Source organism: Pantoea sp. nfd-35, assembly GCF_056892255.1.
In genome coordinates, this window is record NZ_CP122403.1 from 2,693,941 (window position 1) to 2,717,720 (window position 23,780).

At 56.8% G+C, this 23,780-nt stretch carries 27 protein-coding genes; 12 read left to right on the forward strand and 15 right to left on the reverse strand.

Features of this window, described 5'->3' with window-relative positions:
* Positions 1–8: 8 nt before the first annotated feature.
* Positions 9–200 carry a hypothetical protein gene (locus P9J57_RS12515; RefSeq protein ID WP_014606081.1) on the reverse strand — a complete coding sequence of 64 codons (192 nt, stop codon included), beginning with the start codon at positions 198–200 and terminating at the stop codon, positions 9–11.
* 176 nt (positions 201–376) lie between these two features.
* Entirely contained in the window at positions 377–1,897 is a 1,521-nt protein-coding gene (exaC, locus tag P9J57_RS12520; protein ID WP_014606082.1) for an acetaldehyde dehydrogenase ExaC, read from the reverse strand.
* 235 nt (positions 1,898–2,132) lie between these two features.
* Here exaC and P9J57_RS12525 point away from each other — a divergent pair, with 235 nt between their 5' ends.
* Positions 2,133–2,696: a class I SAM-dependent methyltransferase gene (locus P9J57_RS12525; protein ID WP_019105667.1), complete on the forward strand. Its 564-nt coding sequence runs from the start codon at positions 2,133–2,135 to the stop codon at positions 2,694–2,696.
* On the opposite strand, the gene P9J57_RS12530 is transcribed toward P9J57_RS12525, so the two are convergent.
* Positions 2,684–3,406, reverse strand: coding sequence for a glutamine amidotransferase (locus P9J57_RS12530; protein WP_014593482.1), 723 nt, complete (start codon positions 3,404–3,406; stop codon positions 2,684–2,686). The two genes, P9J57_RS12525 and P9J57_RS12530, sit on opposite strands and share 13 nt — an antisense overlap.
* A gap of 189 nt (positions 3,407–3,595) precedes the next feature.
* Here P9J57_RS12530 and P9J57_RS12535 point away from each other — a divergent pair, with 189 nt between their 5' ends.
* Both P9J57_RS12535 and P9J57_RS12540 read left to right on the forward strand, forming a co-directional pair.
* A complete protein-coding gene (locus P9J57_RS12535) occupies positions 3,596–4,480 on the forward strand; it encodes a DMT family transporter (RefSeq protein ID WP_014606084.1) in 885 nt (294 codons plus the stop codon).
* Between the two features lie 47 nt (positions 4,481–4,527).
* Positions 4,528–5,889, forward strand: coding sequence for a CoA transferase (locus P9J57_RS12540; RefSeq protein WP_426142869.1), 1,362 nt, complete (start codon positions 4,528–4,530; stop codon positions 5,887–5,889).
* A gap of 1 nt (position 5,890) precedes the next feature.
* Here P9J57_RS12540 and P9J57_RS12545 read toward each other — a convergent pair whose 3' ends face one another.
* Genes P9J57_RS12545 through ghrA form a run of 3 tightly spaced genes read right to left on the reverse strand, consistent with a single transcriptional unit; the run spans position 5,891 to position 8,204 of the window.
* Entirely contained in the window at positions 5,891–6,460 is a 570-nt protein-coding gene (locus P9J57_RS12545; protein ID WP_145031736.1) for a TorD/DmsD family molecular chaperone, read from the reverse strand.
* A gap of 27 nt (positions 6,461–6,487) precedes the next feature.
* A complete protein-coding gene (locus P9J57_RS12550; protein ID WP_064352640.1) occupies positions 6,488–7,225 on the reverse strand; it encodes a phosphatase in 738 nt (245 codons plus the stop codon).
* Positions 7,226–7,262: 37 nt separating this feature from the next.
* Positions 7,263–8,204 carry a glyoxylate/hydroxypyruvate reductase GhrA gene (gene ghrA / locus P9J57_RS12555; RefSeq protein ID WP_042677776.1) on the reverse strand — a complete coding sequence of 314 codons (942 nt, stop codon included), beginning with the start codon at positions 8,202–8,204 and terminating at the stop codon, positions 7,263–7,265.
* Positions 8,205–8,415: 211 nt separating this feature from the next.
* Here ghrA and treA point away from each other — a divergent pair, with 211 nt between their 5' ends.
* Positions 8,416–10,101 (forward strand): alpha,alpha-trehalase TreA, encoded by a 1,686-nt coding sequence (gene treA / locus P9J57_RS12560; protein ID WP_015700523.1) that lies wholly within the window; start codon positions 8,416–8,418, stop codon positions 10,099–10,101.
* Between the two features lie 72 nt (positions 10,102–10,173).
* Here treA and P9J57_RS12565 read toward each other — a convergent pair whose 3' ends face one another.
* Positions 10,174–10,422 (reverse strand): GlsB/YeaQ/YmgE family stress response membrane protein, encoded by a 249-nt coding sequence (locus P9J57_RS12565; RefSeq protein WP_013025436.1) that lies wholly within the window; start codon positions 10,420–10,422, stop codon positions 10,174–10,176.
* A 211-nt stretch (positions 10,423–10,633) separates the two neighbouring features.
* Between P9J57_RS12565 and P9J57_RS12570 the strand changes: the two genes are divergently transcribed.
* Together P9J57_RS12570 and P9J57_RS12575 are read left to right on the forward strand one after the other, a co-directional pair.
* On the forward strand, positions 10,634–11,368 hold the full coding sequence (locus P9J57_RS12570; RefSeq protein WP_014606088.1) for a flagellar brake protein: 735 nt from the start codon (positions 10,634–10,636) through the stop codon (positions 11,366–11,368).
* 97 nt (positions 11,369–11,465) lie between these two features.
* A complete protein-coding gene (locus P9J57_RS12575; RefSeq protein WP_013025434.1) occupies positions 11,466–12,599 on the forward strand; it encodes a mechanosensitive ion channel family protein in 1,134 nt (377 codons plus the stop codon).
* 52 nt (positions 12,600–12,651) lie between these two features.
* On the opposite strand, the gene P9J57_RS12580 is transcribed toward P9J57_RS12575, so the two are convergent.
* Genes P9J57_RS12580 through P9J57_RS12590 form a run of 3 tightly spaced genes read right to left on the reverse strand, consistent with a single transcriptional unit; the run spans position 12,652 to position 15,909 of the window.
* Complete coding sequence (locus tag P9J57_RS12580; RefSeq protein ID WP_483279242.1) at positions 12,652–14,139, reverse strand: FGGY family carbohydrate kinase; 1,488 nt, start codon at positions 14,137–14,139, stop codon at positions 12,652–12,654.
* Between the two features lie 2 nt (positions 14,140–14,141).
* Positions 14,142–15,086, reverse strand: coding sequence for a transketolase family protein (locus tag P9J57_RS12585; protein ID WP_013025432.1), 945 nt, complete (start codon positions 15,084–15,086; stop codon positions 14,142–14,144).
* On the reverse strand, positions 15,079–15,909 hold the full coding sequence (locus P9J57_RS12590; protein WP_013025431.1) for a transketolase: 831 nt from the start codon (positions 15,907–15,909) through the stop codon (positions 15,079–15,081). The genes P9J57_RS12585 and P9J57_RS12590 overlap by 8 nt, the downstream gene beginning before the upstream one ends.
* 300 nt (positions 15,910–16,209) lie before the next feature.
* On the opposite strand from P9J57_RS12590, the gene P9J57_RS12595 reads away from it, so the two are divergent.
* Complete coding sequence (locus tag P9J57_RS12595) at positions 16,210–17,157, forward strand: sugar-binding transcriptional regulator (RefSeq protein ID WP_161611223.1); 948 nt, start codon at positions 16,210–16,212, stop codon at positions 17,155–17,157.
* A gap of 50 nt (positions 17,158–17,207) precedes the next feature.
* Here the strand turns inward: P9J57_RS12595 and emtA are convergent, their stop codons facing one another.
* Positions 17,208–17,840 (reverse strand): membrane-bound lytic murein transglycosylase EmtA, encoded by a 633-nt coding sequence (gene emtA, locus P9J57_RS12600; protein ID WP_014606092.1) that lies wholly within the window; start codon positions 17,838–17,840, stop codon positions 17,208–17,210.
* Between the two features lie 155 nt (positions 17,841–17,995).
* Between emtA and ldcA the strand changes: the two genes are divergently transcribed.
* Together ldcA and P9J57_RS12610 are read left to right on the forward strand one after the other, a co-directional pair.
* Positions 17,996–18,919 carry a muramoyltetrapeptide carboxypeptidase gene (ldcA, locus tag P9J57_RS12605; RefSeq protein ID WP_064373537.1) on the forward strand — a complete coding sequence of 308 codons (924 nt, stop codon included), beginning with the start codon at positions 17,996–17,998 and terminating at the stop codon, positions 18,917–18,919.
* A gap of 22 nt (positions 18,920–18,941) precedes the next feature.
* The gene (locus tag P9J57_RS12610; protein WP_064373535.1) at positions 18,942–19,601 is read left to right on the forward strand and encodes an MBL fold metallo-hydrolase; all 660 of its coding nucleotides are present in this window, start codon (positions 18,942–18,944) and stop codon (positions 19,599–19,601) included.
* Here P9J57_RS12610 and P9J57_RS12615 read toward each other — a convergent pair whose 3' ends face one another.
* From P9J57_RS12615 to P9J57_RS12625, 3 genes are all read right to left on the reverse strand, one after another.
* Positions 19,602–20,015: a GNAT family N-acetyltransferase gene (locus P9J57_RS12615; RefSeq protein WP_116219666.1), complete on the reverse strand. Its 414-nt coding sequence runs from the start codon at positions 20,013–20,015 to the stop codon at positions 19,602–19,604. It lies immediately after the preceding gene.
* Between the two features lie 22 nt (positions 20,016–20,037).
* Entirely contained in the window at positions 20,038–20,421 is a 384-nt protein-coding gene (locus tag P9J57_RS12620) for a hypothetical protein (RefSeq protein ID WP_014606096.1), read from the reverse strand.
* Positions 20,422–20,609: 188 nt separating this feature from the next.
* Positions 20,610–20,789, reverse strand: coding sequence for a hypothetical protein (locus tag P9J57_RS12625; RefSeq protein ID WP_033765874.1), 180 nt, complete (start codon positions 20,787–20,789; stop codon positions 20,610–20,612).
* Positions 20,790–20,997: 208 nt separating this feature from the next.
* On the opposite strand from P9J57_RS12625, the gene P9J57_RS12630 reads away from it, so the two are divergent.
* From P9J57_RS12630 to P9J57_RS12640, 3 genes are all read left to right on the forward strand, one after another.
* A complete protein-coding gene (locus tag P9J57_RS12630) occupies positions 20,998–21,327 on the forward strand; it encodes a hypothetical protein (protein WP_015700529.1) in 330 nt (109 codons plus the stop codon).
* 65 nt (positions 21,328–21,392) lie between these two features.
* The gene (locus tag P9J57_RS12635) at positions 21,393–21,959 is read left to right on the forward strand and encodes a hypothetical protein (RefSeq protein ID WP_483279243.1); all 567 of its coding nucleotides are present in this window, start codon (positions 21,393–21,395) and stop codon (positions 21,957–21,959) included.
* Between the two features lie 227 nt (positions 21,960–22,186).
* Positions 22,187–22,435, forward strand: coding sequence for an ElaB/YgaM/YqjD family protein (locus P9J57_RS12640; protein WP_013025421.1), 249 nt, complete (start codon positions 22,187–22,189; stop codon positions 22,433–22,435).
* Between the two features lie 35 nt (positions 22,436–22,470).
* Here P9J57_RS12640 and P9J57_RS12645 read toward each other — a convergent pair whose 3' ends face one another.
* Positions 22,471–23,757, reverse strand: a complete 1,287-nt coding sequence (locus tag P9J57_RS12645; protein ID WP_483279244.1) for an MFS transporter — start codon at positions 23,755–23,757, stop codon at positions 22,471–22,473.
* Positions 23,758–23,780 lie beyond the last annotated feature (23 nt).

Genomic DNA, 23,780 nt, shown 5'->3' on the forward strand with positions numbered 1-23,780 from the left:
TAATGCCGCTAGAAGAACCTATGCTGACCCGGACTGGCTTCGGCCTGAGGCGCGCGGGCTGAGGCGGCGGCACCTTCAGCCTGCAGCGGACAAAACGGGTAAGCCCGGTGGCGTTCGGGCAAATTAACAATGATGATGCTCTCTTCCGGTCCATCAAGCACATCATCCATCAGACTCAGATATTCATAAGGATTTTGCATAACTTGTCTCTGTTCCGTTATCCATAGTGAAGCAGGTCATACAGTCAACTCAGGTTCGGCATGTTCGCTGCGATAGATCGATAATAGCTGTTAACTAACCTGTCACAAGCAGATTACGCCTATATGACAGCCAACAGACGGAAAATAGCGGCGCGCACAAGGCACGCCGCACAGGGTCAGAAGAAGCCAAGCGGCTGGATGCTGTAGCTTACCAGCAGATTTTTCGTCTGCTGATAGTGATCAAGCATCATCTTGTGCGTCTCGCGACCGATACCTGATTTTTTATAGCCACCGAAGGCCGCGTGAGCGGGATAAAGGTGATAGCAGTTCGTCCAGACACGTCCGGCTTTGATTGCCCGCCCGACGCGGTAGGCCCGGTTGATATCCCGCGTCCAGACGCCCGCGCCCAGGCCGTAGATGGAGTCGTTGGCGATGGCGATGGCCTCTGCCTCATCCTTGAAGGTGGTGATGCCCACCACCGGGCCAAAGATCTCTTCCTGGAATACCCGCATGCTGTTGTTGCCTTTCAGCAGCGTCGGCTGAATGTAGTAGCCGCTGGCCAGCGTGTCATCGAGCGTCTCAACACCGCCGCCGATCAGCACCTCGGCCCCTTCCTGACGGGCGATCTCCAGATAGGAAAGAATTTTATCGAACTGCTGCTGAGAAGCCTGCGCGCCCACCATCGTTTCCGTATCCATGGGATCGCCGCGCTTGATGGTTTTAATGCGTTTAAGCACTGCCGCCATAAAGGGCTCGTAAATGGACTCCTGTACCAGCGCCCGCGACGGACAGGTACAGACTTCACCCTGATTCAGGAAGCCAAGCACAACCCCTTCCGCCGCTTTTTCAATAAAGCTTTCTTCGGCCTGCATGATATCTTCGAAAAAGATGTTCGGCGATTTCCCGCCCAGTTCGACCGTAGACGGAATCAAGCTTTTCGCCGCCAGTTCCAGGATATGGCCGCCCGTCGCCGTCGATCCCGTAAATGCCACTTTGGCAATGCCCGGATGGGAGGCCAGCGCCTCACCCGCTTCTTTACCATAACCGTGGACCACGTTGACCACGCCGGGCGGCAGCAGATCTTTAATCAGGTCAACAAACAGGGTAATCGACAGCGGCGTTTGCTCCGCGGGCTTGAGCACCACGCAGTTCCCTGCCCCCAGGGCTGGCGCCAGCTTCCATGCCGCCATCAGCAGCGGAAAGTTCCACGGGATGATCTGCGCCACCACGCCCAGGGGTTCATGAAAGTGATAGGCGGCAGTAAATTCGTCGATCTCCGCCGCGCTGCCCTCCTGCGCCCTGACACAACCGGCAAAATAGCGGAAGTGATCCACCGCCAGCGGCATATCGGCGGCCAGCGTTTCACGAACCGGTTTACCGTTGTCCCAGGTTTCATTTACCGCCAGGTATTCCAGCTTCTCTTCCAGCCGATCGGCGATTTTAAGCAGCACCAGGGCGCGCTGCTGAGGCGAGGTTTTTCCCCAGGCATCCGCCGCGGCGGCAGCGGCAGCGACCGCGTTATCGACGTCTGCCTTGTCTGAGCGGGGAAACGCCCCGGCATCTGAACCATTAACGGGCGAGGTATTGGTGAAGTAGTGGCCATTGACCGGCGCAACGAACTCCCCATTGATGAAATTGCCATAGTGCTTTTGCAGCGTGATGAGAGAACCGGATTCACCTGGAGCGGCATAGCGCATGTTGAATCTCCTTACGCAGTAAGATGTGAAACAACTATGAAACCTATTTTTAACATATTAGATCAGCGCCAGCCTGACAGGTTTGTTGTCCTTAAACTGTGACCGCGACGAAGGAAAATCCCCGTTGGGCCCACTACAGATAATTCCGACTTTTTGCCGCTTCGCCAGTTATCTGGAAACTTTTAGGCACGATGGGGTCAATATGGGGATATGTTTACTCTGGAGGTATGTCAGCATGTTAGCTTCGGCTTTCACCTTAATGCGCGCTAAAGCAGATTTCGTCCACCAGTTCATTCGTAATCCGCGCAAAATGGGCAGCATTACTCCTTCCTCTGATGCGCTGTGTCGCACCATGGTTGACTCGGTGGCGTGGAGCGGTCAGTTGCGGGTTGCCGAACTGGGCGCGGGCGATGGCGTTCTGACGCGTCGTCTGCTGGCGCAGATGGCACCGAACGCGACGCTGGACGTATTTGAAATCAGCAGCGCGCTGGCGCAAAAGTTAAGCGCGCTGAATGACGAGCGAATGACGGTGCGGACCTGTTCGGCCGAGTACCTGAACGGCAGCTATGATGCCATTTTCTCTGGCCTGCCGCTGCTGTCGCTGTCGCCGGAACTGCGGGATGCCATCCTACAGGCGGTGTACCATGCCCTGGGGCCGAACGGCGTTTTTGTGCAGTTTCAGTACACGTCGCTCACCCAGCCCGATCTGTCTCGTTATTTTACCTGGGAGCGCCAGCGGGTGTTAAAAAACGTTCCGCCGGCCTGGGTTTATCGTTGTACCCGTCACTATGCGCCCTGAGCGCTTTTAACCGCCGGGCGCGTTTGCAACCAGAAATGGTATAAGAGGCTACGCGCCCAGTCCGCCCCCTGCAGTTCCGTTCCGTCATTTTCCTCATTTTCTGGCAGGCATGCATCCATAATGCGGCGATCAAACTCCGGGTGAAACTGCACCGACAGCGCACAGGCTGAATAGCGCAAGACCTGGCAGCCGTCCATGTCCGAAACGGCCAGCACGGTGGCGTGCGCGGGCGGCGTCATCACCGACTGGCGATGCGAAAGCCAGGCCTCGAAGGTTTCCGGCAACGTGGCCAGTAGCGGATCGTGGCGGGCCTGAGAAGTGGTGGTTAACGTCATCAGACCGCGTTCCCAGCCATTAGGGTTGTCGCCTACTTTTCCCCCCAGTGCATAAGCCATCAGCTGGTGGCCGTAGCAGACGCCAAGCAGCGGCAGACGCGCCTCCATCGCTGCCCGAATCCAGGCCGCTGTGCGTTCACTCCAGTCAGCATGATCGGTCACCATTGCCCAGGAACCACTTAACACCGCACCGGAAATATCAGTAAACTGCGGCAGCGTTTCGCCCAGATGGGGACGGACAATAACGTAATCATCAGGCTGTAAATTCAGGGCATCAATAAACCATACCGGTTGTTCACCGATTTTCTCGACCACGTTGGCGGGGGGAACGTCTAACTGAATCAAGGCAAGGGGCAATGCAGGCGCAGAAATCATACCGAATCGGATCCTCAAAAGGGTTGGCGTTTCGGAATATCAGTCTGACAGTAACTGTTGTAAATGTCTTATGAATTTTTTGAGCTTTATTTCCTGCTTAACTAAATAAAAAATGTTAATCATTGCCAGAACGTCGTGGGTTCGTGCCATGATTATCAGGTATCGGGTTTATTTTTAAAGGACAACATTGTGGCAGTGCGGCATTTCTTTATGGTTCTGATGGTGGTTTCTATCTGGGCCTTTAATAACGTGGCGGTAAAATGGGGTTTAGTTGAGTTACCGCCTTTGTTTCTTACGTGGATGCGTTTTGCGGTCGTGGCGATTGTGCTGGTGCCGTTTTGCCGCATTAACCGCCAGCAGTTTCCCTGGTTGCTACTGCTGGCCTTCACATTTGGGTTTATGCACTTCTCTCTCCTGTTCGTCGGTATGCGTTTTACCGATGCCGGAACGGGCGCGATTGTCGTGCAGTTGGGTACGCCGATTGCCATGCTGCTGGCGATGGTGGTGCTGAAAGAGAAGCTGCGGTTGATTCAGCTGATCGGCATTATGATCTCGCTAAGTGGTGTAGTGGTGCTGTCTGGTAGCCCCACCATTCCTGCCTGGTGGGTACTGTGCATCCTGCTGTGCAGCGCCACGGGCTGGGCGATCAGCAACCTGATTGTGAAAAAATCGCCGCCGATTAAACCCCTGACGCTGACCGGCTGGATCGCCTTTCTGGCCCTGCCGATTGTGGGGGCCGCCAGCTTGATGCTGGAGTCTCATCAGCTCTATGCGCTGCAACATGCTGGCTGGCGCGGCTGGTTTGCCATTCTTTACAGTGCCATTGCCTCTTCCGTGGTGGCGTACACCTTATGGTATGCCCTACTGAAGAAATACAACGTCAACCTGATCATGCCCTACTCGCTGCTGACGCCGGTGCTGGCGGTCTTAATGGGCATCGTGGTGCTGGGCGACAGCCTGAACAGTTTCAAAATTATTGGCGCTTCGCTGGTCATTCTGGGCACGACGATTGCGGTGATTAACCTGCGCAATCTGCGCATGCACGCACGCTTTCCTCGCCTGCGACGCCGTTAAGGGCACATGCTATGCTTCAGGCATCGCCCTTATCAGGAGCCTGTTGCATGAATCATCTGGCTAACGCACTTTGGCAGCAGATGTGGCAGGGATTGCACGGCAATCATGCGCCACAAATGCTGCCTGTTTTTACCGACCACGCCACCTTTTCCTCCGCCTATGCCGTCAGTGAACTGGCGGCCACCAGCCTGGGTCTGGCGATGCAGGGCGTGGCCGACCTGCTTAATCGTCCTGCCCGTCCGCAGGTTAACGTCCGACTGGCCTCACGCTGGTTTCAGCACAGTTTTATGCCGCTTAATCGCGCTGCGCCCGCGCTGTGGGATCCCTTTGCCGGCGATTATGCCTGCCGCAACGGCTGGATCCGCCTGCACACCAATGCTCCGCACCATCGGCTGGCAATGGAACGCGTGCTTGGCCGTCACCCGGATCGCGCGGCACTGGCACGGGAAGTGGCGCAGTGGCAAGCCACGGAGCTGGAACAGGCGGTGATTGAGGCAGGCGGCTGCGCGGCAGAGATGCGCAGTGCCGAGGCATGGCAGCAGCATCCACAGGGGATGGCCGTCATACATGAACCGCTCTTCGCGCGAGAAACCCTGGCCGACGGCCCCGCGGTCACGTGGGCGTTGCCCGCGGCGCGTCCGTTACTTGGCATCAAGGTTTTGGATCTGACCCGTATCATTGCAGGCCCGGTGGCGACGCGCTTTCTGGCCAGCCTGGGGGCAAACGTTTTACGGATCGATCCGCCCGGCTGGCAGGAACCCGGTGTGGACGAAGAGCTTGCCTGCGGCAAACGCCGTGCCGTGCTGGATTTAACACAGCCAGCCGACCGCGCCCAGTTTATCTGGTTACTGAAACAGGCCGATGTGATGGTGCACGGCTACCGCGCCGACGCACTGGAAAAGCTGGGATTTGATGCGGCATCGCTGCAGGCCCTGAGCCCCGGTCTGGTCGACGTCAGTTTAAATGCCTGGGGCTGGCAGGGACCGTGGCGCAACCGGCGCGGTTTCGACAGTCTGGTGCAGATGAGTTGCGGGATTGCCGAACAGGGAATGCGATGGCAGCAGCATGATGCGCCGGTACCGCTTCCGGTACAGGCGCTGGATCATGCCACTGGCTACCTGATGGCCGCCGCGGTTCTGGCAGGATTGCGTCAGCGCCTGCAGCACGGCTGCGGCAATCAGACGCGGCTGTCGCTGGCGCGTACCGCCTGGCTGCTTGAGCAACACCGTTATGGGTTGAATGAACCGCAGACCGGCATTACGCCACGGCTCTGCGACAACCAGCCCTGCATTGAGCTTACGCCGTGGGGCATTGGCGTCCGGTTACGATCCGCCGTCTGGCTGCCCGGCACCACATTACAGTGCGCCACGCCCGGCAACCCGCCCGGCACGCATCCGGCGCACTGGTGATTCAGGCGTCGTCGCCCTGCTCGCTGGCGCTTTCCACCAGCTCATCATACATGGCCTGAATCGCCTCACGGCTCAGCACCGCCAGCGTACGATAAAACGCCGTGTTGGCATGGGCTTCAACTTTGCCGAGAAACGTGCCGCACCACGGCATCAGGTACACGTCAAACAGCGCCAGCTGCGCGGCGCTTTCATCGGCCGCAGACTGATCTTCCAGCCAGGATGCCGCCAGCAGCAGCCCACCGAAATGGTCGGCAGGCGCCTCGCCCAGCGGCATACCGCGCGCGGTCAAAAAGGCACGAATATCAGCTTCCAGCTTTCCTTCCGGCCAGCGTGACGCAAACGGCGATACCTTGCAGTCACTGCCGACAAACAGCGCATCGTAGTCTGCCGCCAGCGCCTGCGGATCGCTGTTTTGCTGCAGGCGCGTTAACAGCTCATCCTGCTCCAGCGGCCACTGTGCCGCCAGTTTACCTTCACGAATCAGCGTAAACAGCGGGGCCAGCAGCGCATCCTGCGGATGGCGGTTAAACAGCGAGCCAATAATACGGCACAGAATGGAAAACTCATTCATGCGTCAACATTCCTTGAGGGAGATAAATTAAAAGTCAGCCAGCTCGGCGATAGGTTTGCCGGTACGCAGTTCCAGAAAATCGAGCAGGCGACGCGGCGTGACATTTAACACGCGATCCTCGGGAAAATCCACTTCTCTGGCAATCCGCAGGCAGTGCTCGAAGTTGCCGAGGGTGAAAGCGGTGTGGGAATCGGAGCCGAAGGCCAGCCGCCCGCCCGCTTTGCCGACCGCTTCCGCAATCGCCCGGCAGTTGGGCTCGCTGCCCGGACGGGAATGGGTAAAGGAGGAGTTATTCAGCTCCAGCGCCACATTGTAGTGCGCGGCGGCTTCGGTGATAGCGGGAATATCGACGGGATATTTTGGGTTGCCGGGATGGCTAATGATGTGAACCAGCCCGCCCGCCATGGCGGCAATCATCGCCTCGGTATTCTGTGTCAGATCGCGCGGCGCATAAACCGCTTCGTGAAAGCCCGCCACAATGAGATCCAGCGATTCCAGCATCGGTCCGGAGCAGTCAATCTCGCCCTGCTGGTTCTTAATATTGGCCTCGATACCGCGCAGAATCGCCACGCCATCAATGATCCGTGGCCAGATGCGCATATTAACGAAGTGCCAGTAATGCGGTGCATCGGCCATGTCCGGACCGTGATCGGTGATAGCAAACAACTTGAGGCCGTTCAGTTTTGCCTGCGCCACATAGTCGTGCAGCGTGCTGTAAGCGTGGGTACTGGCAACCGTGTGCATGTGAAGATCTACCGGATACATTGTCTGCTCCTGCAAAGGCCGGTTAAGGCATCAGTGATTAATAGCCGCGCTGACGATCGACGAGGCCCTGAGGATGTTCACCCCTTTCGAGCTGCCCGATAGCGTGGGCAATAAAGTCCATCGCCTCTTCTTTCAGGGTGACCGCCGCATTGTGAGGGGTAATTGTTACGCGCGGATGGAACCATAAGGGATGATCGGCAGGCAGCGGTTCAGTCTGAAACACATCCAGCGCGGCCCCCTTCAACTGTCCGCGATCAAGGGCAGCGAGTAAATCCGCTTCCACGACCTGATCGCCACGGGCGAGGTTAAGGAAAAAAGCCTCCTGCGGCAACTGCTGCAACAGTTTATGATCAATCAGATTGCGCGTTTCGGGCGTGCTGGGCAGCAGGTTAATCAGCACCCGGGTTTCGCGCAGGAAGTCATTCAGCGCCGCCGCGCCAGCGAAGCTGGTTACGCCGGGAATCTGCTTCGGAGAACGGCTCCAGACGCGCACCGGAAATCCCCGCGCCTTAAGCGTTTCGGCGACCTGCTGCCCGAGTACGCCTGCACCTAAAATGCCGATGTGAAAGGTTTCGCGCGGGTAAGAAGGCAGCGGCTGCCACTGGGCCGACTGCTGCTGCTGGAGATAGTCATCGAAGCGTCGGAACCAGCCCAGGACGCGGCACAGCGCATATTCCTGCATCTGCTGCGCCATGCCGGTGTCTTTCAGGCGATAGAGCGGAACGTTGTCCGTGAGCATATCCGGGTGCTGCGCCAGCTGCCGCAGGATTTCATCCACGCCTGCGCCCAGTGCAAATACGCCTTTTAACGCGTGGCGGCCACGAAGCATTTCAGGCGGTGGCGAACGCACCAGCGCATAGTCTGCGGGCGCGTTGTCGCCCGGTGCCCACGCGCGCACGCGGGCCTGGGGTAAACGCTGCTGCAGGCCATGTATCCAGTCCGTTGCGCTCTGCGACGGATGAAACCATACAATCTCCATACTGCTCTCCTTTTATTCCCGCCTAGGGTAAACGTGCACAAGGGCAAGCGAAGCCCTAAAAAATGCCTTTTTTCTAACATACCGCAAATAAATAATTCATGCCGCTTCACATTTCCGCCGCACTTAAGGGTGAAAATTGTGGTTAAGGTCTAAAGTTGTTGGGTGGTCAATGCGTTACACAGGGCCGCATTTCGGACAAGGAGAAACACCGATGATGAACACTGAGGTAAAAACGAAAAAACGGCCTCAACGCCATGCGCCGATCCTGCTCAGCCTGTTGCTGAGCGCCAGCGTATTCAACAGCTGGGCGGCAGAGGAATCCCGATTACTGAACAATCCACCGCAGCCGCCGGATGTCCGCTTAGGGCCATTGTTTAATGCCGTTCAACAGGCGAAATTTTACCCCGATCAAAAAACGTTTGCCGATGCAGTACCAAAGTACGATCCTTCGTCAATTCTTGCCGACTGGCAGATGCAAAAAAATCAGCGCGGCTTTGATTTAAAACGGTTTGTTGCAGCGAATTTTACCCTGCCTGGCGACGGCGATAAATATGTGCCGCCTGCAGGCCAGAATCTGCGCGACCATATTAACGGCCTGTGGCCGGTTTTAACCCGCACCACTAACAGTGTGGGAAAATACGACTCGCTGCTGCCGCTGCCTAAGCCTTATGTCGTGCCGGGCGGACGTTTCCGTGAGGTTTATTACTGGGACAGCTATTTCACCATGTTGGGGCTGGCAGAGAGCGGCCATTGGGACAAAGTCCAGGACATGGTTGATAACTTTGCTTCCCTGCTGGATCGCTACGGCCACATTCCTAACGGTAACCGCACCTACTACCTGAGCCGGTCACAGCCGCCGTTCTTTAGCCTGATGGTCGATCTGCTGGCAACCCATGAAGGCGACAAAGCCTATACCCGCTATTTGCCGCAGCTGCAAAAAGAATACGACTACTGGATGGCAGACAGCGACAGCGTCGCAGCGGGCAGTGCCAGCAAACGGGTGATCAAGCTGGCCGACGGTACGTTGCTAAATCGCTACTGGGATGCGCGCGACGTGCCGCGGACGGAATCCTGGATGGATGATATTACGACGGCCAGTAAAGCGCCGCAGCGCAACAAGGCCGAGATGTACCGCGAGCTGCGTGCCGGAGCCGCCTCGGGCTGGGACTTCAGTTCGCGCTGGTTCACCGACGCTCATAACCTGGCTACTATCCGTACCACCCAACTGGCCCCGGTGGATCTGAACAGCCTGATGTTCCACCTGGAAAAAACCCTGTCTACCGCCTATCGACTGAACAAACAGGACGATCGGGCAAAGGCCTTTGCAGACCGGGCAGAAAAACGTCAGGCGGCGGTTAACCGTTACCTGTGGGACAGCAAGCAGGGCTGGTACGCGGACTATGACTGGAAGAAACGCCAGATCCATCCGCAGCTCACCGCTGCCACGCTCTTTCCGCTCTATATGCAGATTGCCAGCGACAAACAGGCTGACAGCACCGCCAGCGCGGTGGAAAAACAGCTGCTCAAACCGGGCGGCCTGGTGACCACGACGGTGAACAATGGTCAACAGTGGGACGCGCCTAACGGCTGGGCACCGCTGCAGTGGGTCGCGGTAGAAGGCCTGGAGCACTACAAGAAACCTCAACTGGCGCAGCAGGTGGGCTTACGTTTCCTGCGTAACGTACAGCTGACCTACGACAAGGAGCATAAGCTGGTCGAAAAATATGTGGTGGAAGGTGCGAACCTGGGCGGCGGCGGCGGCGGTGAATACCCGCTGCAGGATGGCTTCGGCTGGACCAACGGCGTGACGCTGAAGCTGCTGGATAAATATTGCCCGAAAGAGAAAACCTGTAACAGCGCGCACGATATTCCCGAGGCGCAGAGCAGCGCACAATAACGGCAAGGTCATTGCCAATATAAAAAGGGCCTGCAGTCACCTGCGGGCCCTTTTTTTACATCATGTTCTGCGTTAACTGCGTACTTTGCGGTAGATAAACAGCACGACAAGCGCACCGATGACCGCGACAACGAAGCTACCAAAGTTGAACCCGTCCACACGGCCAAAACCGAAGAAGGTACTGATCCAACCACCGACTACGGCACCGATAATACCCAGAATCACGGTAATGATGAAACCACCACCATCTTTACCTGGCATGATCCATTTCGCCAGGATACCGGCGATTAAACCAAAGATGATCCATGAAATAATACCCATCCGTTACTCCTTCCTTTTGGTTAGTCAATGGCGATCGCCTGATTAATCAAGCGGTTCACTGCGCCAAGTATAGTCGCGTTTTTCCAAAAATGTAGCGCAAGCAGTTAATGATAGTGGTTATTGTGTTAAAGCTTTATTATTGTGCGCCGATAACGAACGGGTAGTAACAGGATAATTACGTGAAAAAACGTTGCTCATCTGGAGCCAGCAAGTGAAAGAAACCGATAAAGAACAGTATCTGAAACGTGGCACGCTGGCCGTGCTTGGCGTGATGAAGGACCTGCTTCAGTTACAAACACCTTTGCTGGTGAATTTTTCGCGCGGGCAGTTTATTAGCCGTATGCTGGCTGCCGATGAAACGCGCATTGTGTTTGATCTGGGAAGCAATAACCTCGATAACGACTACGCGCTGCACTGCAACGAAATCACGGTCTTCGCCGAAACCCACGGCGCCAAAATCGAATTTGCCCTTGGGGCACTGGAAAAAACCGACTTTGAGGGGTTACCTGCTTTTCAGGCCGCCCTGCCGGACGTACTGTGGCAAATCCAGCGTCGGGAATTTTTCCGCATCAGCGCCCCTATGGAGCCGCAGTTCTGGTGCCATTGCCAGTGGCCTGACGGCACGGCCGCGCGCCTGCGCTTACAGGATCTCTCCCTGGGCGGCATTGGTGTTCTGGTGGAAGAAGCGATGCCGGAAGGGCTGAAAAGCGGGGACGATTTCAACAGCCTGCAGGTCGAACTGGGGGAATTTGGCCAGTTCAACGTCAGCGCTAAGCTTATGCACATTGGCGAACGCAGCATTATCACCAATAAAAATGAGACGAAAGTGACGCCTCGCCTGAGCTTCCGTTTTACTGCACTTGAGCCCCATCAGGAGCGGCAGCTGCAGCAGATTATTTTTGCCTTAGAGCGCCAGGCGCGCGACAAAGCACAACGCTTCCAGTAATCCGCCCTTCATCCTGCGCCGCGCACCGGCGGCGCATCCAGGCTATGCTTTCCCTTGCTTTCACGTTTAACCGGAACCAGCAAGGAGAATCTCCCCAATGGAAAACTGGCTCAGTTCGCGTCATTTTCAGTCCATTTTTTTCAATCAAACACTCTGGATCAACAGCGCTATTGTTATCGTTGCTACCCTTGTCATTTACTGGCTGCTGCGCAGCCTGATTCGTTTTGCCTCTAACCGCATTGCCCACTACAGCGAAGTTCGCTACGCCCGGTTTACCGGTATTCTGGTCGAGATCTTGCGCAGCACCAGCCAGCTCCTGCTGCTGATTTTTTCCTTTCTAATCGCCCTGCGCTTTATCGATCTCCCTGACGCCTGGCGCGCGACGATCTCGCACAGCTGGTTCCTGGCCCTGATTGTGCAGATTACGCTGTGGATCGACGGCGGTATCCGTCTGTGGTTAAAGAGCCTGCTGCGCGATCCGCAGCATGTGCGCAATCCTGTCACCACGGTGATTATGGGCATTTTGCTGCGCGTGCTGGTTTGGGTCATGATGCTGCTGGCCATTTTATCGAACATGGGCATCGACATTACGGCGCTGGTTGCCAGCCTGGGCGTGGGCGGTATTGCCATCGCCCTCGCCATTCAGACGGTGCTGAGTGATGTGTTTGCCTCACTGGCGATTGGCTTTGATAAGCCTTTCGAACACGGTGATTTTATTGTCTTTGGCGACATCGCGGGGACCATCGAACATATCGGCCTGAAAACCACGCGCCTGCGCAGCCTGAGTGGTGAACAGATCGTCTGTTCCAACACCATTCTGCTGCAGCAAACGATTCACAACTACAAACGTATGCAGCAGCGCCGTATCGTGTTTAGGTTTGGTATCAGCTATGCCACACCTTCTGAGCAGGTACGCGAGATAAGTGAACAGGTGAAAACCATCATTCAGGGCATCGAGATGACCCGCTTTGACCGCGCCCATTTTCTGGCGTTCGATGATTCGAAGCTGACGTTTGAAGTGGTCTATTTTGTGTTGAGTGCCGACTACAACCAGTACATGGATATTCAACAGGAGATTAACCTGCAGCTGATGGCGGCACTGGAAGAACGCAATATACGCTTTGCCTTCCCGATCCGTCAGGTCGAATTCAGCGGGGGCAGTTTGCCGCCGGTCGATCTTAAGCCGGTTCCCGATGACGACGCGGCCCAGCTACGCCGCGCGAATCGTTAAGCGCCGGGACGAACGGAGGATCGCGGCACGCTGCCCGATCCTCTTGCAGCCCTTATGCGGGCTGATAGCGACAGCGGGCAACGGCGTTCAGCCAGCCCTGATAGCTGTCCTGCATTTTCTGCGCCAGCTGCCTGCGCGGCATCACGACGTTGCCGCCCTGAAGAGCCTGCATATCACTCCCCTGTTGCCACCATCCCAGCTGTTTACCTGCCAGCAGTGCCGCCCCCAGCGCGGAGGCTTCAGCGGTAGGCGCACAATGCAGCGGGCGCTGCAGGACGTCCGCCTGAAACTGCATCAGCCAGCGATTTTGTGTCGCACTGCCGTCAACGCACAGCGCAGGTAATGTGTCGCCGCTTGCCTGTTCCATAGCGAAAAAGACATCAGCAATTTGCCAGGTAATCGACTCCAGTGCGACCCGCGCCAGCACCGCCGGGGTGGCCGCATCGGTCAGGCCGCACAGCATGCCGCGGGCTTTTAAATCCCACCAGGGCGCGCCCAGTCCGGACAGGGCCGGGACAAAATAGCAGCCCTGATTGTCATCGCAGCTTTCGGCCATTGCCGTCAGCTGCCGGGGATCGGTGACGCCGAGCATTTTTCCCAGCCAGGCCGCACCTGAACCGGTGTGGGTAATATTGCCTTCAAACGCAAAGCGCGGTTGACCGTCGTGCCACGCCACGGTGGTGCTGAGGCCATTGTCGGTCAGGATCGGCGTTGCCATCGACATCATCAGCGAGGAGCCCGTGCCATAGGTTGCCTTGACCACTTCCGCCTCGTCACGGCGCTGGGCATAAAGCGCCGCATGGGAATCGCCAATGCGTGCCAGGATCGGGGTGCCAGGTGCCAGACCGGCAATATCAGTTAAGGCAACCACGCCCGCACAACCCGCTGAGGCGTTAATCTGCGGCAACGCAGCGCGCGGCAGGCTGAACAGGGACAGCAGTTCATCATCCCAGTCGTTGGTGTGCAGACTGTAAAGCTGCGTGCGTGCCGAATTGGCATGGTCGGTAACGAAGCACTCTCCCGCCGACAGTTGCCAGGTCAGCCAGCTGTCCACTGTACCAATACATAACTCCCCCGCCGCCGCTCTGGCAAAACCGTCAGGCAGTGACGCCAGCATGCCAGTCAGCTTGGCGGCAGGAAACATAGGATCGACCGCCAGCCCGGTTAGCGCCGTAATCTTCCCGGCCAGTCCAGACAGATGAAGATCGCGGCAAAACGATTCCGAACGGCGGTCCTGCCAGCTCACCAGCGGGGTGAGCGGCATGCCGTCCCGACGCTGCCATATCAAAACCGATTCACGCTGATTGCTGATCGCAACCGCCGCGACCGGTGCGTCGGCGCACTGGGCAAGACAGTCGGCTATCGCCTGCCTGACGGCCAGCCAGATGGCCATGGGGGCCTGCTCGGCCAGACCGGGTTGCGGATGCTGCAGCGTCAGGCCCTGACTGGCCCGCGCCACCACTTTTCCCTGACGATTTACGGCGACCGCTTTGGCGTTGGTGGTGCCTTCATCAATAGCCAGAATCACGGACTCATGCATCGTCAGCCTCCTGTGCAAAGGCGCAGCGCCTGGGCCGCCACGCTGCTGGCGTCAATGCCATGACAGGCCCGGGTAGAGGCGCGATCGCCGGCGATGGCGTACTCGCCATCCGCAATGCCCAGACGCAACAGCTTAACCGGCAAGCCGTTCTCGGCCAGGACCTCCGCCACCAGGCTGCCTACGCCACCATTGATGTTGTGCTCTTCAACCGTGATGACGCTACGGTAGTGACTCAGCAGATTATGCAATTGCTGAGTGTTACAGGGACGAAGAGAAGGCACGGCGATTACCGCAGCGGAAACCCCCTGCTTTTCCAACTGCTCTGCGGCGGTAACGGCCTCATGTACCGTTGAGCCCATGGCAACAAGCGCAATGTCATGGCCTTCGCGCAGCAGATCGATCGCCCCAGGTGTAAAGCGGTATTCGTCGTCATGCAACTGCGGCAACGCCTTGCCATCCAGCCGAATATAAACCGGCCCCACATGATCAAGGGCATAGTCGATGATTTGGCGGCACTCAAGGGGACAGGAAGGCGCGTAGATTTCAATATTGCCAAATCCACGCAGGATGGCGATGTCGTCAATGCTGTGGTGCGTGCTGGCGAGCGGGCCGTAGCTGGCTCCTGCATTCAGCCCAAACAGCTTAACGTTAGTATTGTTATAACAGACGTCGATTTTCACCTGCTCGTTAGCGCGGGAGATCAGAAAGGGTGCGGCGTTACAGGTTACAGCCACTTTTCCGCCCAGCGCCAGCCCGGCAGCCGTGCCCACCAGCGCCTGCTCGGCGATGCCCACGTTAATTAACCGGCCGGGAAACGCCTTAATAAACGGCGCGATTTTAGCAGTTGAGGTGGAGTCAGCCACCACCGGAACCACATCGATACCGCGATCAACCGCCGCCATCAATGCTTCTACCATGACCTCTGCCAGATGTTGTGCCTTACTCATCTTTTAACTCCTCCAGTGCCCGGTCGATTTCTTCACCCTTGGGCACCCGGTGGTGCCATTCCGCTTTGCCCTGGATAAAGGAGATACCAAACCCTTTTTCCGTGTGGGCGATAATCACCCGCGGTTTGCCGCTTACCGGCGGCTGTTCGAGTGCGCTGACCACCGATGCCATGTCATTGCCCTGGCATTCACTCACCGCCAGACCAAAGGCACGCCATTTCTCCGCTAGCGGATCGGTGTTCATGATGTCACGCGTCGATCCCGCCAGTTGGAGTTTGTTTTTGTCGTTAATCACAATCAGGTTATCCAGCCCGTAATGGGCTGCCACCAGCGCCGCTTCCCAGTTACTGCCTTCTGCCAGCTCGCCGTCGCCGGTCACGACAAAAATACGCCGCCGACTGTTGCTCTTCTTCGCCGCCAGCGCAATGCCCACCGCCACGGGCAATCCGTGCCCCAGCGCGCCCGTGTTCAGTTCGACGCCCGGCGTCTTTTGCCGCACCGGATGCCCCGGTAAAGCGGAGTGTGCATGTTGATAGGTCGCCAGCCACTCCAGCGGGAAATACCCGGCTTCCGCCAGCACACAGTAATATCCTCCCACGGCATGACCTTTTGACTGGATATAGATATCACGCTCGTCATCTGCCGTCCGGTCGGGCGCACAGTTGAGGATGCGGAAATAGAGCGCAGTCAGGATTTCAACCTGCGACAGGTCCGCGCCGGTGTGCCCCCCCGCCGGGCTGCCCGCGTTAAGCTGAATAATGCGGCGGCGCACTGAACGCGCTCGTTTTTCAAGCTCATTTACAGAAAGCATAAAAGGATTCATAGCTCACCTATTGAATTTTAAGTCCACACTGAATATATATTCAGGCTGGGTGTTATTGCACCGTGCTGACAGGCAATGCGTGAAAGTCTCACACTTACATGCGCTGCCAGACCAAAGTCCTTTCCCTTTATGAATATATATTCAATAATGATTTTATATTCAAATCCACTATGCGCCTTGCGGGTGACGCCGTCCAGACAGGAAGTGATAAAAAGCGAAAATGATCACAAATTGCCGTGGATTGTGATTTTTACGTGGGTGGTTAACAATGGCAGGCAGAACACGAGAGGAAAAAAACCAATGGCGAAGCAGGATGAACAGCGGCTCATGGTAAAAATTGCCACACTTTACTATGTCGAAGGCAGGAAGCAGTCCGATATTGCACAGCTACTCAAGCTGTCTCAATCGTTCGTATCGCGCATTCTGAACCGCAGTGTGAAGGAAGGCGTGGTAAAAATCAGCGTGGTGCCGCCTGCTAATATCTTTCCGGAACTGGAAAAAGCGCTTGAGCAACGCTATCAGCTGCCGCAGGCCATTGTGGTGGATGTGCCAGAACAAGCGTCCGCTGGCGAGATCAAACAGGCGATTGGATCGGCGGCGGCTCACTATCTTGAAACCCGACTGCGCGCGGACGAACTTATTGGCATCTCCTCCTGGAGCGGTACCATTCGTGCAATGGTGGATGCCCTGCATCCTCTCAATAACGCCTGTAAAGGGGTGATTCAGCTGCTGGGCGGCGTGGGGGCCAACGGAAACGTCCAGGCTACGATACTGACGCAAAATCTTGCCGCGCTGTTGAATTGCCCCGCCTGGCTGCTGCCCTCTCAGTCCATTGAACATTCGGTCACGGATCGCCAGCGGCTGGCCGCCAATCCCGACGTCGCCGAAGTGCTGAATAAGTTTAATGAGGTGGACTTAGCCATTGTCGGCATTGGCGATCTTGAACCTTCTGCGCTGCTGCGCAATTCGGGTAACTACTACGACGCAACCATGTTACGCACCCTGGCCGAACGCGGCGCGGTGGGCGATATTTGCCTGCACTATTTTGATGAACAGGGTCAACCCGTGCTGAACGCCGATGAAGATCCGGTCATTGGCATGGAACTGGAACAGGTGCGACAGTGCGCGCAGGTGGTAGCGCTGGCAGGCGGCAAAGAGAAAGCACAGGCGATTCGCGGGGCGCTGCGGGGTGGCTATGTGAATGTGCTGATTGTGGATTATCCCACGGCAAGGCTGCTGACCACTTAACTGTTCTCTCCTCACCTGCCAAAAAGGAAGGTGAGGAGAAAACATGGGGATCAGCTGTTAGCGCGATAAGCCGTGGTGACTTTCCACAGGTAACGTGGCGCCTGGGCTGCAGGATGTTTGTTTTGTACGTGCTGATAGAACTCGTCCGGCGTCATGGCATTTATCATGGCAATGGCCCGATCGCGATTGCTGGAGAAGGTGCGCAGTAACGCGCCAGCACCGTTTGCATAGGAAACAATGGTGGCGTAACGCAGCGTGAGGGGATCGCGGATGCCCGAAAGCGCGGACTGCTGCAGAATTTTGATGTACGCGGTACCAATATCAATATTTCTGGCCGGATCGCGCAGCTCTGCGTTACTCGGCTGACCGTGGCGCCCCTGGGTGCGGTACACTTCCCGGCCCGCGGTTGAGGCTTTGATCTGCATTAATCCCACCGCATTAGAACGGCTGACCACGCCAGGGTTCCCACCGGACTCCACATTGATAATGGCGCTGATCAGTTTTTCATCCACGCCATACTGGCTGGCGGCCGTTTCGGTAAAGAGTGACCAGGTTCCACTGATGCGTGAAGGCGGTGCCTGAGTTAACGGCGTATTCTTCTCTTTAACGTAAGTATGCGGCGGTTCACTGGCACAGCCCGTCAGCAGCAAGGCTGAAATGACAAAGTAGCGAATTTTTAGCAATTTTTTATCTCGTCGCAGAAGTGGCGGAAGCTATCATACCGAGCCGGCTGAATTGCAAAATTACCGTTTATCCTAATTACAGCAGTCTGATGACTTATTTACGGTTTTTCGTCATTATCGTGAAGTCTGTCACTGACTAATTTCAGGAATTTACTATGACGTCACGTTCCATCCGTCTTATTGCCCCTTCAGGTTATTGCCATAATCAACCTGCGGCCCTGCTCGGGGTTGAACGCCTGCGAGCGGAAGGACATCGCGTGGACAATGACGCCGTCATCGCGCGGCGCTTCCAGCGCTTTGCTGGCACCGACGAGGCGCGCTCAGGCGATATTAATGAACTGGCTGACTTAGCAACCCTACCCGATATTGTGCTGGCGGTGCGCGGCGGTTATGGCGCAACACGGCTGCTGCCGTCGGTGGATTATGCCGGCCTGAAGCGTCGTTTAGCGCACCAGCCGCTGGCCATCTGTGGGCACAGCGACTTCACCGTGTTGCAGTTAGCGCTGCTCCAACATGCCGGTTTGATTAGCTTCAGTGGACCGATGCTGGCGGGCAATTTTGGCGCTGAGGTTTTATCCGAATTTACCCTGCAGCACTTTTGGCATGCGCTGACATCACCTACAGTCAAGGTGGCCTGGCAAAGTGAAACACCCGATAACGGCCACTGGCAGGGGACGCTGTGGGGCGGCAACCTGGCGATGCTCTGCTCGCTAATCGGGACGCCATGGCTGCCGCAGATTGAGAACGGCATTCTGGTTATCGAAGATGTTAATGAGCATCCGTTCCGTATTGAACGTATGCTGCTGCAGTTGCACCAATGCGGCGTGCTGGCCAGACAGCAGGCAATTGTCACCGGCAGTTTCACCAGTACCGCTCTGTCGGAGTACGACAACGGATTTGATTTTCCTACTGTCTGGCAGCACATTCGCGAGGTCAGCGGCCTGCCGGTTATCAGCGACCTGGACTTCGGTCACGCTCCGGATACCGTCACCTTACCTCTGGGTGCAACGGCCACGCTGCAGGTGAATCAGGGTCAGGTTGTATTACAGGCGAGCGGACATCCCGTATTGCGCACATAGCTGAAGTTGCAGGAGATCGACATTGAAGCCGCTGTATGACGATTTGTGGATCTCAACGCCGGAGTTTCCGGCCGAAGGTACCGAAGACATTATGATGCATGGTTTTTTGCTGCGTCATCCGCGCGGCAATTTACTGATTGGACGGGTAGAAAACCCGCTGGATCATGAAGTGCTGGCGGACGATAACGGCATAATCCGGCATTACCTGACCCACTGGCATGAATCCGCGCCCGGCGCGGCGCGTATCCAGCAGCGCTTTAACAGCGCGCTCTACTGCCACAGCCGATCATTGGGGCAGATCAGCCGCTTTGTCGAACCTGACGATACCTTCACGCAGCAGGAAACGCATTTTGGTGATTTTCACCTGTTGCCGACGCCCGGCCACACGCCCGGCAGCTGCAGCTATCTTTACGCTTCCCCTAACGGCCTGACCTACTTGTTTGTCGGTGATACACTCACACGTCAGCATGACCGCTGGATAACCGTGCTGGTGCCCGAGAGCAATCCTGCCGAACTGGCCGCTTCGCTGGAGCTCTACCGGACTCTGCGCCCTGACGTGGTGCTGATGAGCACCACGCGCGGCCATCTTTCATGGCAAAAAGTGACCCTGTCCGGCTGGCTGGCCGCTATCGACGAGGCAGAGCTGCACCCGCTGGATCTGCGCCAGCAGGCGGTGCTGTAGTTAAAGGATTTTGGTCAGATAATGGCGCTGGTGATGGTGAATATAGTCGCCAAGCGTTAACCGGACGTGATAGCCCAACTTTTCGTAGAAGGGCCGAGCCTGAAAGCTGGCCGTATCGACCTGGGCAAAACGGCATCCTCGCTGGCGCGCCTCTTTTTCTGCCGCCAGCATCAACTGACTTCCCGTGCCCTGCCCCCGGAGACTGTCGCTGACCCAAAGCAAATCGATGCGTAACCAGTTACCTGTCGTCGTACCGGTTAACCCTGCCAGCTTCTTACCCTGAGAATCACAGATAAACAGCCCCAGCGGTTTAATCAGGTCCACGTCAAAAAATTTGCTGTTATGCGCATTCAGGCCCAGCCGGAGTTCATCCTGATCTTTACTGGTCACCTTATCAGTGAGGGTAATCTGCATTGGCATTCCTTATCGCGGCAAATCAGGAGTCGTTACGTTGTCTGTCGTCGTAGCGCTCAAGGCTCAGGACGTCCACGTCACGCTTCGCGCTGCGGCTGCAGGGCACCAGCGCGTCGCTGTCATGGTAGACAAAGAAGGTGTCGAGATTGCTTTTGTTGACGATCAACTGATCGCCGTTGCGGAAGCGGGTAATGGCCACTTTGTCACCGCCCTCAATCTGCGTGTTCAGTTGCCCCGCCGCAATCTGGAAGTGCTGTTTGGGCCAGGAGAGCGTACTCAGCCCATATTCAGCGCGTGAAATGGTCATGGTAGGCCGACCGGGACAATGGATCTGGAATTCGCTTTCGCTCCACGCTGACGCGCTATAACAGGCCAACAGGCACAGGGCAAGACGGACTGCTTTCATCTGATTTCCTCCGCTGAATACGTCATTTCCCATTGTCAGGGGAGTTTATCACAATAAAAGCCAGGCAGAGCAGGACGGGACAGGTTGCCGCAGGGATTCAGGCGTGCCGGAGAGACAGCCGCTCACCTGCCCTGCGCACCACCAGAAAACCGAACGGGCGGGATGGCATCGGGTAAACCACGGCTCAATTAGTCTGCAGCCACTTCTGCTGCGACCAACATTAACGCCAAGTCGGCGTGTTCGCTGTCGAAGCTGCTCATCACATCGCGAATTTCAGCGGCACAGGCAATGACCTGCTGCCTTTTTTCTGCATCCAGCGATTCGATGGCGTGGCGAATAATCATTAGGCTGGCTTCTTCTTCTTTCATCATTTATCCCTGAATTTGCTTAAGCGATGCGCAAAGATGGCAAGAATAACGTTTATTCCACCTCAAAGTCATCTTTTGCATTTCTGTTGCTTAACCTTTGAGCAAAGCACAAATCAGCCTGTGTCGCAGAACTGCTATGATCATGTTATTTGCGGCGCAACAGGATAGAATCGTTCACCGCTTTCATGGACTTGGGCAGGGACAGGATATGTTGCGATCGGTAGTTTTCATTTTTATGGCACTGCTTGCGGGCTGCTCATCGTCGCCGAAAGGCGTGGAATGCCCGGGCGAGGTCAGCACCCTTTACGGTCAGTCGCTGGGCCAGACCCAGGGGACGATTTTCGATCTGGTCACCTCATTTAGCGTCAGTCGGGACGGCGCAAGCGTGCAGAGCGGTCCGCTGCAGTCGCAGGATCGCTTCCAGTACATTCCTTCCGCCGTCACGCGTGAGGGTTATTATGCGCAACGCCTGTCGGACAAGCAGTTCCGGCTCATCAATCCCTATCAGGATACCCTGATCACCTGGACCTGCCCGTAGAGGGGTGAATCCGGGCGCAGAATGGTATAGTGTCAGGAAACGTCAAGAGACAGGTCATCCTTCACATGGAAAAGCGTCTGGATAACAACGGCTATATCGATTTTCCCTTCCCGGCGACCCGCAATGAAGACGGTACGGTCAATCCCTGCGGCATCGACTTAACGCTGGAAACAGAGCGCCTTGAAGAGGTTGCAGTGCTGCGCCACTCAGCAAACCTGCAGCGTCTGGTGGAAGAGGTGAATCTTCAGGACGGGCTGTTCATGACGCTGGCCTGCGACTGGCAACAGCAGGAAAACGCGGTGTGCGGGTTTATTGATATCGCCTTTCGTCCCGAGTTGCCTGGCCATTCACGTGCTGAGACGCTGCAGCTGGAAACCGCGTTTTACACCTATCTCAAAGAGCAGGCGCAACAGCATGGGCTGGCAGCGGATGCGCTGGTTAACTATGCCCGTGCTGTACTCGACTGGGGCTGGTCGCCGCTGCAGCAACGTCAGCGCCGCTATGAAAAAATCACAATTCAGTACTACTGCCCTCAGTTGGAGGATGCGGAATGGTGCTTCGACCATATTCGCCACTTTCTGGTGAGCTGGTACCCTCAGTACATCGCCGCTCCGGGCAATGCCGTTTTGTGAAACAGCTGGTAATGATTTTTCCCTGCACACATTAGCCACTGGCGAGTTGCCGCGTTTCCCCGCTTCACGCCCCTGCCTGCGCGCCTCTCAGGCCAGCGATATGACGCGGTGGCAGATATTTTCCCCTGACCTTTGCCTCCTGCACAGAAGATTAATGCGCCCTGGGGCAGCACGACGGCTAAGCTTTGCTACGCTTTAGGTGACTGTGATAACCAAGGAGATGAAGCATGTCAGGAAAAATTGAAGATGCAGTGAAAGAAGTCGCCGGTGCCGCAGAGCAACAATGGGGTGAAGTTACCGACTCCCCGCGTCACCGTGCCCGTGGTGCAGCACGCCGCTACACCAATCAGGCATCCTACGCCGCACGTGATGCCGCTGATTGCATCAAGGATCAGGTGCAGTCTAACCCGTTCGCGGGTCTGGCCGTAGCCGCTGGCGTTGGCGTGGTACTTGGCTTCCTGCTGGGCCGCAAATAAGTCTTAAAACGGGAGCGTTGGCTCCCGTTTTACCCTCATACCAGATCGCGCAGATGATCGTCTTTGTTTAACGTCATCAGTGCCGGTATTGTTACCAACGCCGTTGCCATCATGTACCACGCCGGAATATCCAGATTGCCCGTCTGCTTGACCAGCCCTGTAATAATCAACCCCGCACAGCCCGAGAAAACGGCATTCGATAGCGAATACGCCAGTCCCAGTCCGGTGTAGCGAACCCGTGTGGGAAACATTTCGGCCAGCATCGCCGGCCCCGGTCCTGCCAGTAAGCCCACCACGCCGCCTGCAATAAACACCACCAGCGCTTTGCTGGGTAACGCCACCGTTTCCGCCTGCAGCACCTTCAGCAGCGGCATCGCCAGTAACAGCAACAGTACGCTGGCCACCACCATCACCCGGCGTCGCCCTATCCTGTCACTGAGTATCCCCGCCGGAATAATGGTCAAGGCAAACCCCAGATTGGAAATCACGGCGATCGCCAGCGCCTGGTGCAGTCCGGTTTGCAGGGCGGACTGAAGGTAGGCTGGCATAATGACCAGACAAGTGTAACCCGCCGCTGACCACAGCATCACGCGCGCCACGGCCAGCAGAATGGTTTTCAACGTCTGGAGCGGTGCGGCTTTGCCCCCCTTCTGCTGCTGTTGCTGACGGACAAAGCCGGGCGTTTCGTCCATTGCCAGCCGCAGCCAGAGCGCCACCATGCCCAGCGGTAATGCCAGGATAAACGGAATGCGCCAGCCCCAGGCCAGCATGGCTTGTGGGCTGAGCATAAACGACAACAGCGCCACCAGCCCGACGCCAGCCAGCAGGCCCAGCGCCACCGTGAGCGACTGCCACGCACCATACAGGCCGCGCTTGCCTCGCGGCGCAAATTCCGTCATCAGGGAGACCGCACCGCCGTATTCTCCTCCGGCAAACAACCCCTGCAGGATACGCAGCCCGGTCAGGATTAACGGTGCTGCGATGCCCACTGAGGCATAGGTCGGCACCAGGCCAATCGCCGTGGTCGCCAGCGTCATGAACACCAGCACCATAATCAGCGTCGGTTTGCGGCCGATGCGATCGCCGATACGGCCAAACACCAGCGCACCCAGTGGCCGAAAGAAAAATGCGACGGCAAAGGAGGCCCAGGTGAGAATCAGCCCACTCAAGGCCGACTCGCCCTGTAACTGGAAAAAGTTCTGCGCAATCAGCGTGGCGAGAAAACCATAGATGGCGAACTCATACCACTCAATAAAGTTGCCAACCGAACCCGCAACCAGCGCACGTTTATGTTGCTTTACCTGGGGTGAATAGGTTTCCATTTGACTATCCTCAACTTGCAGCC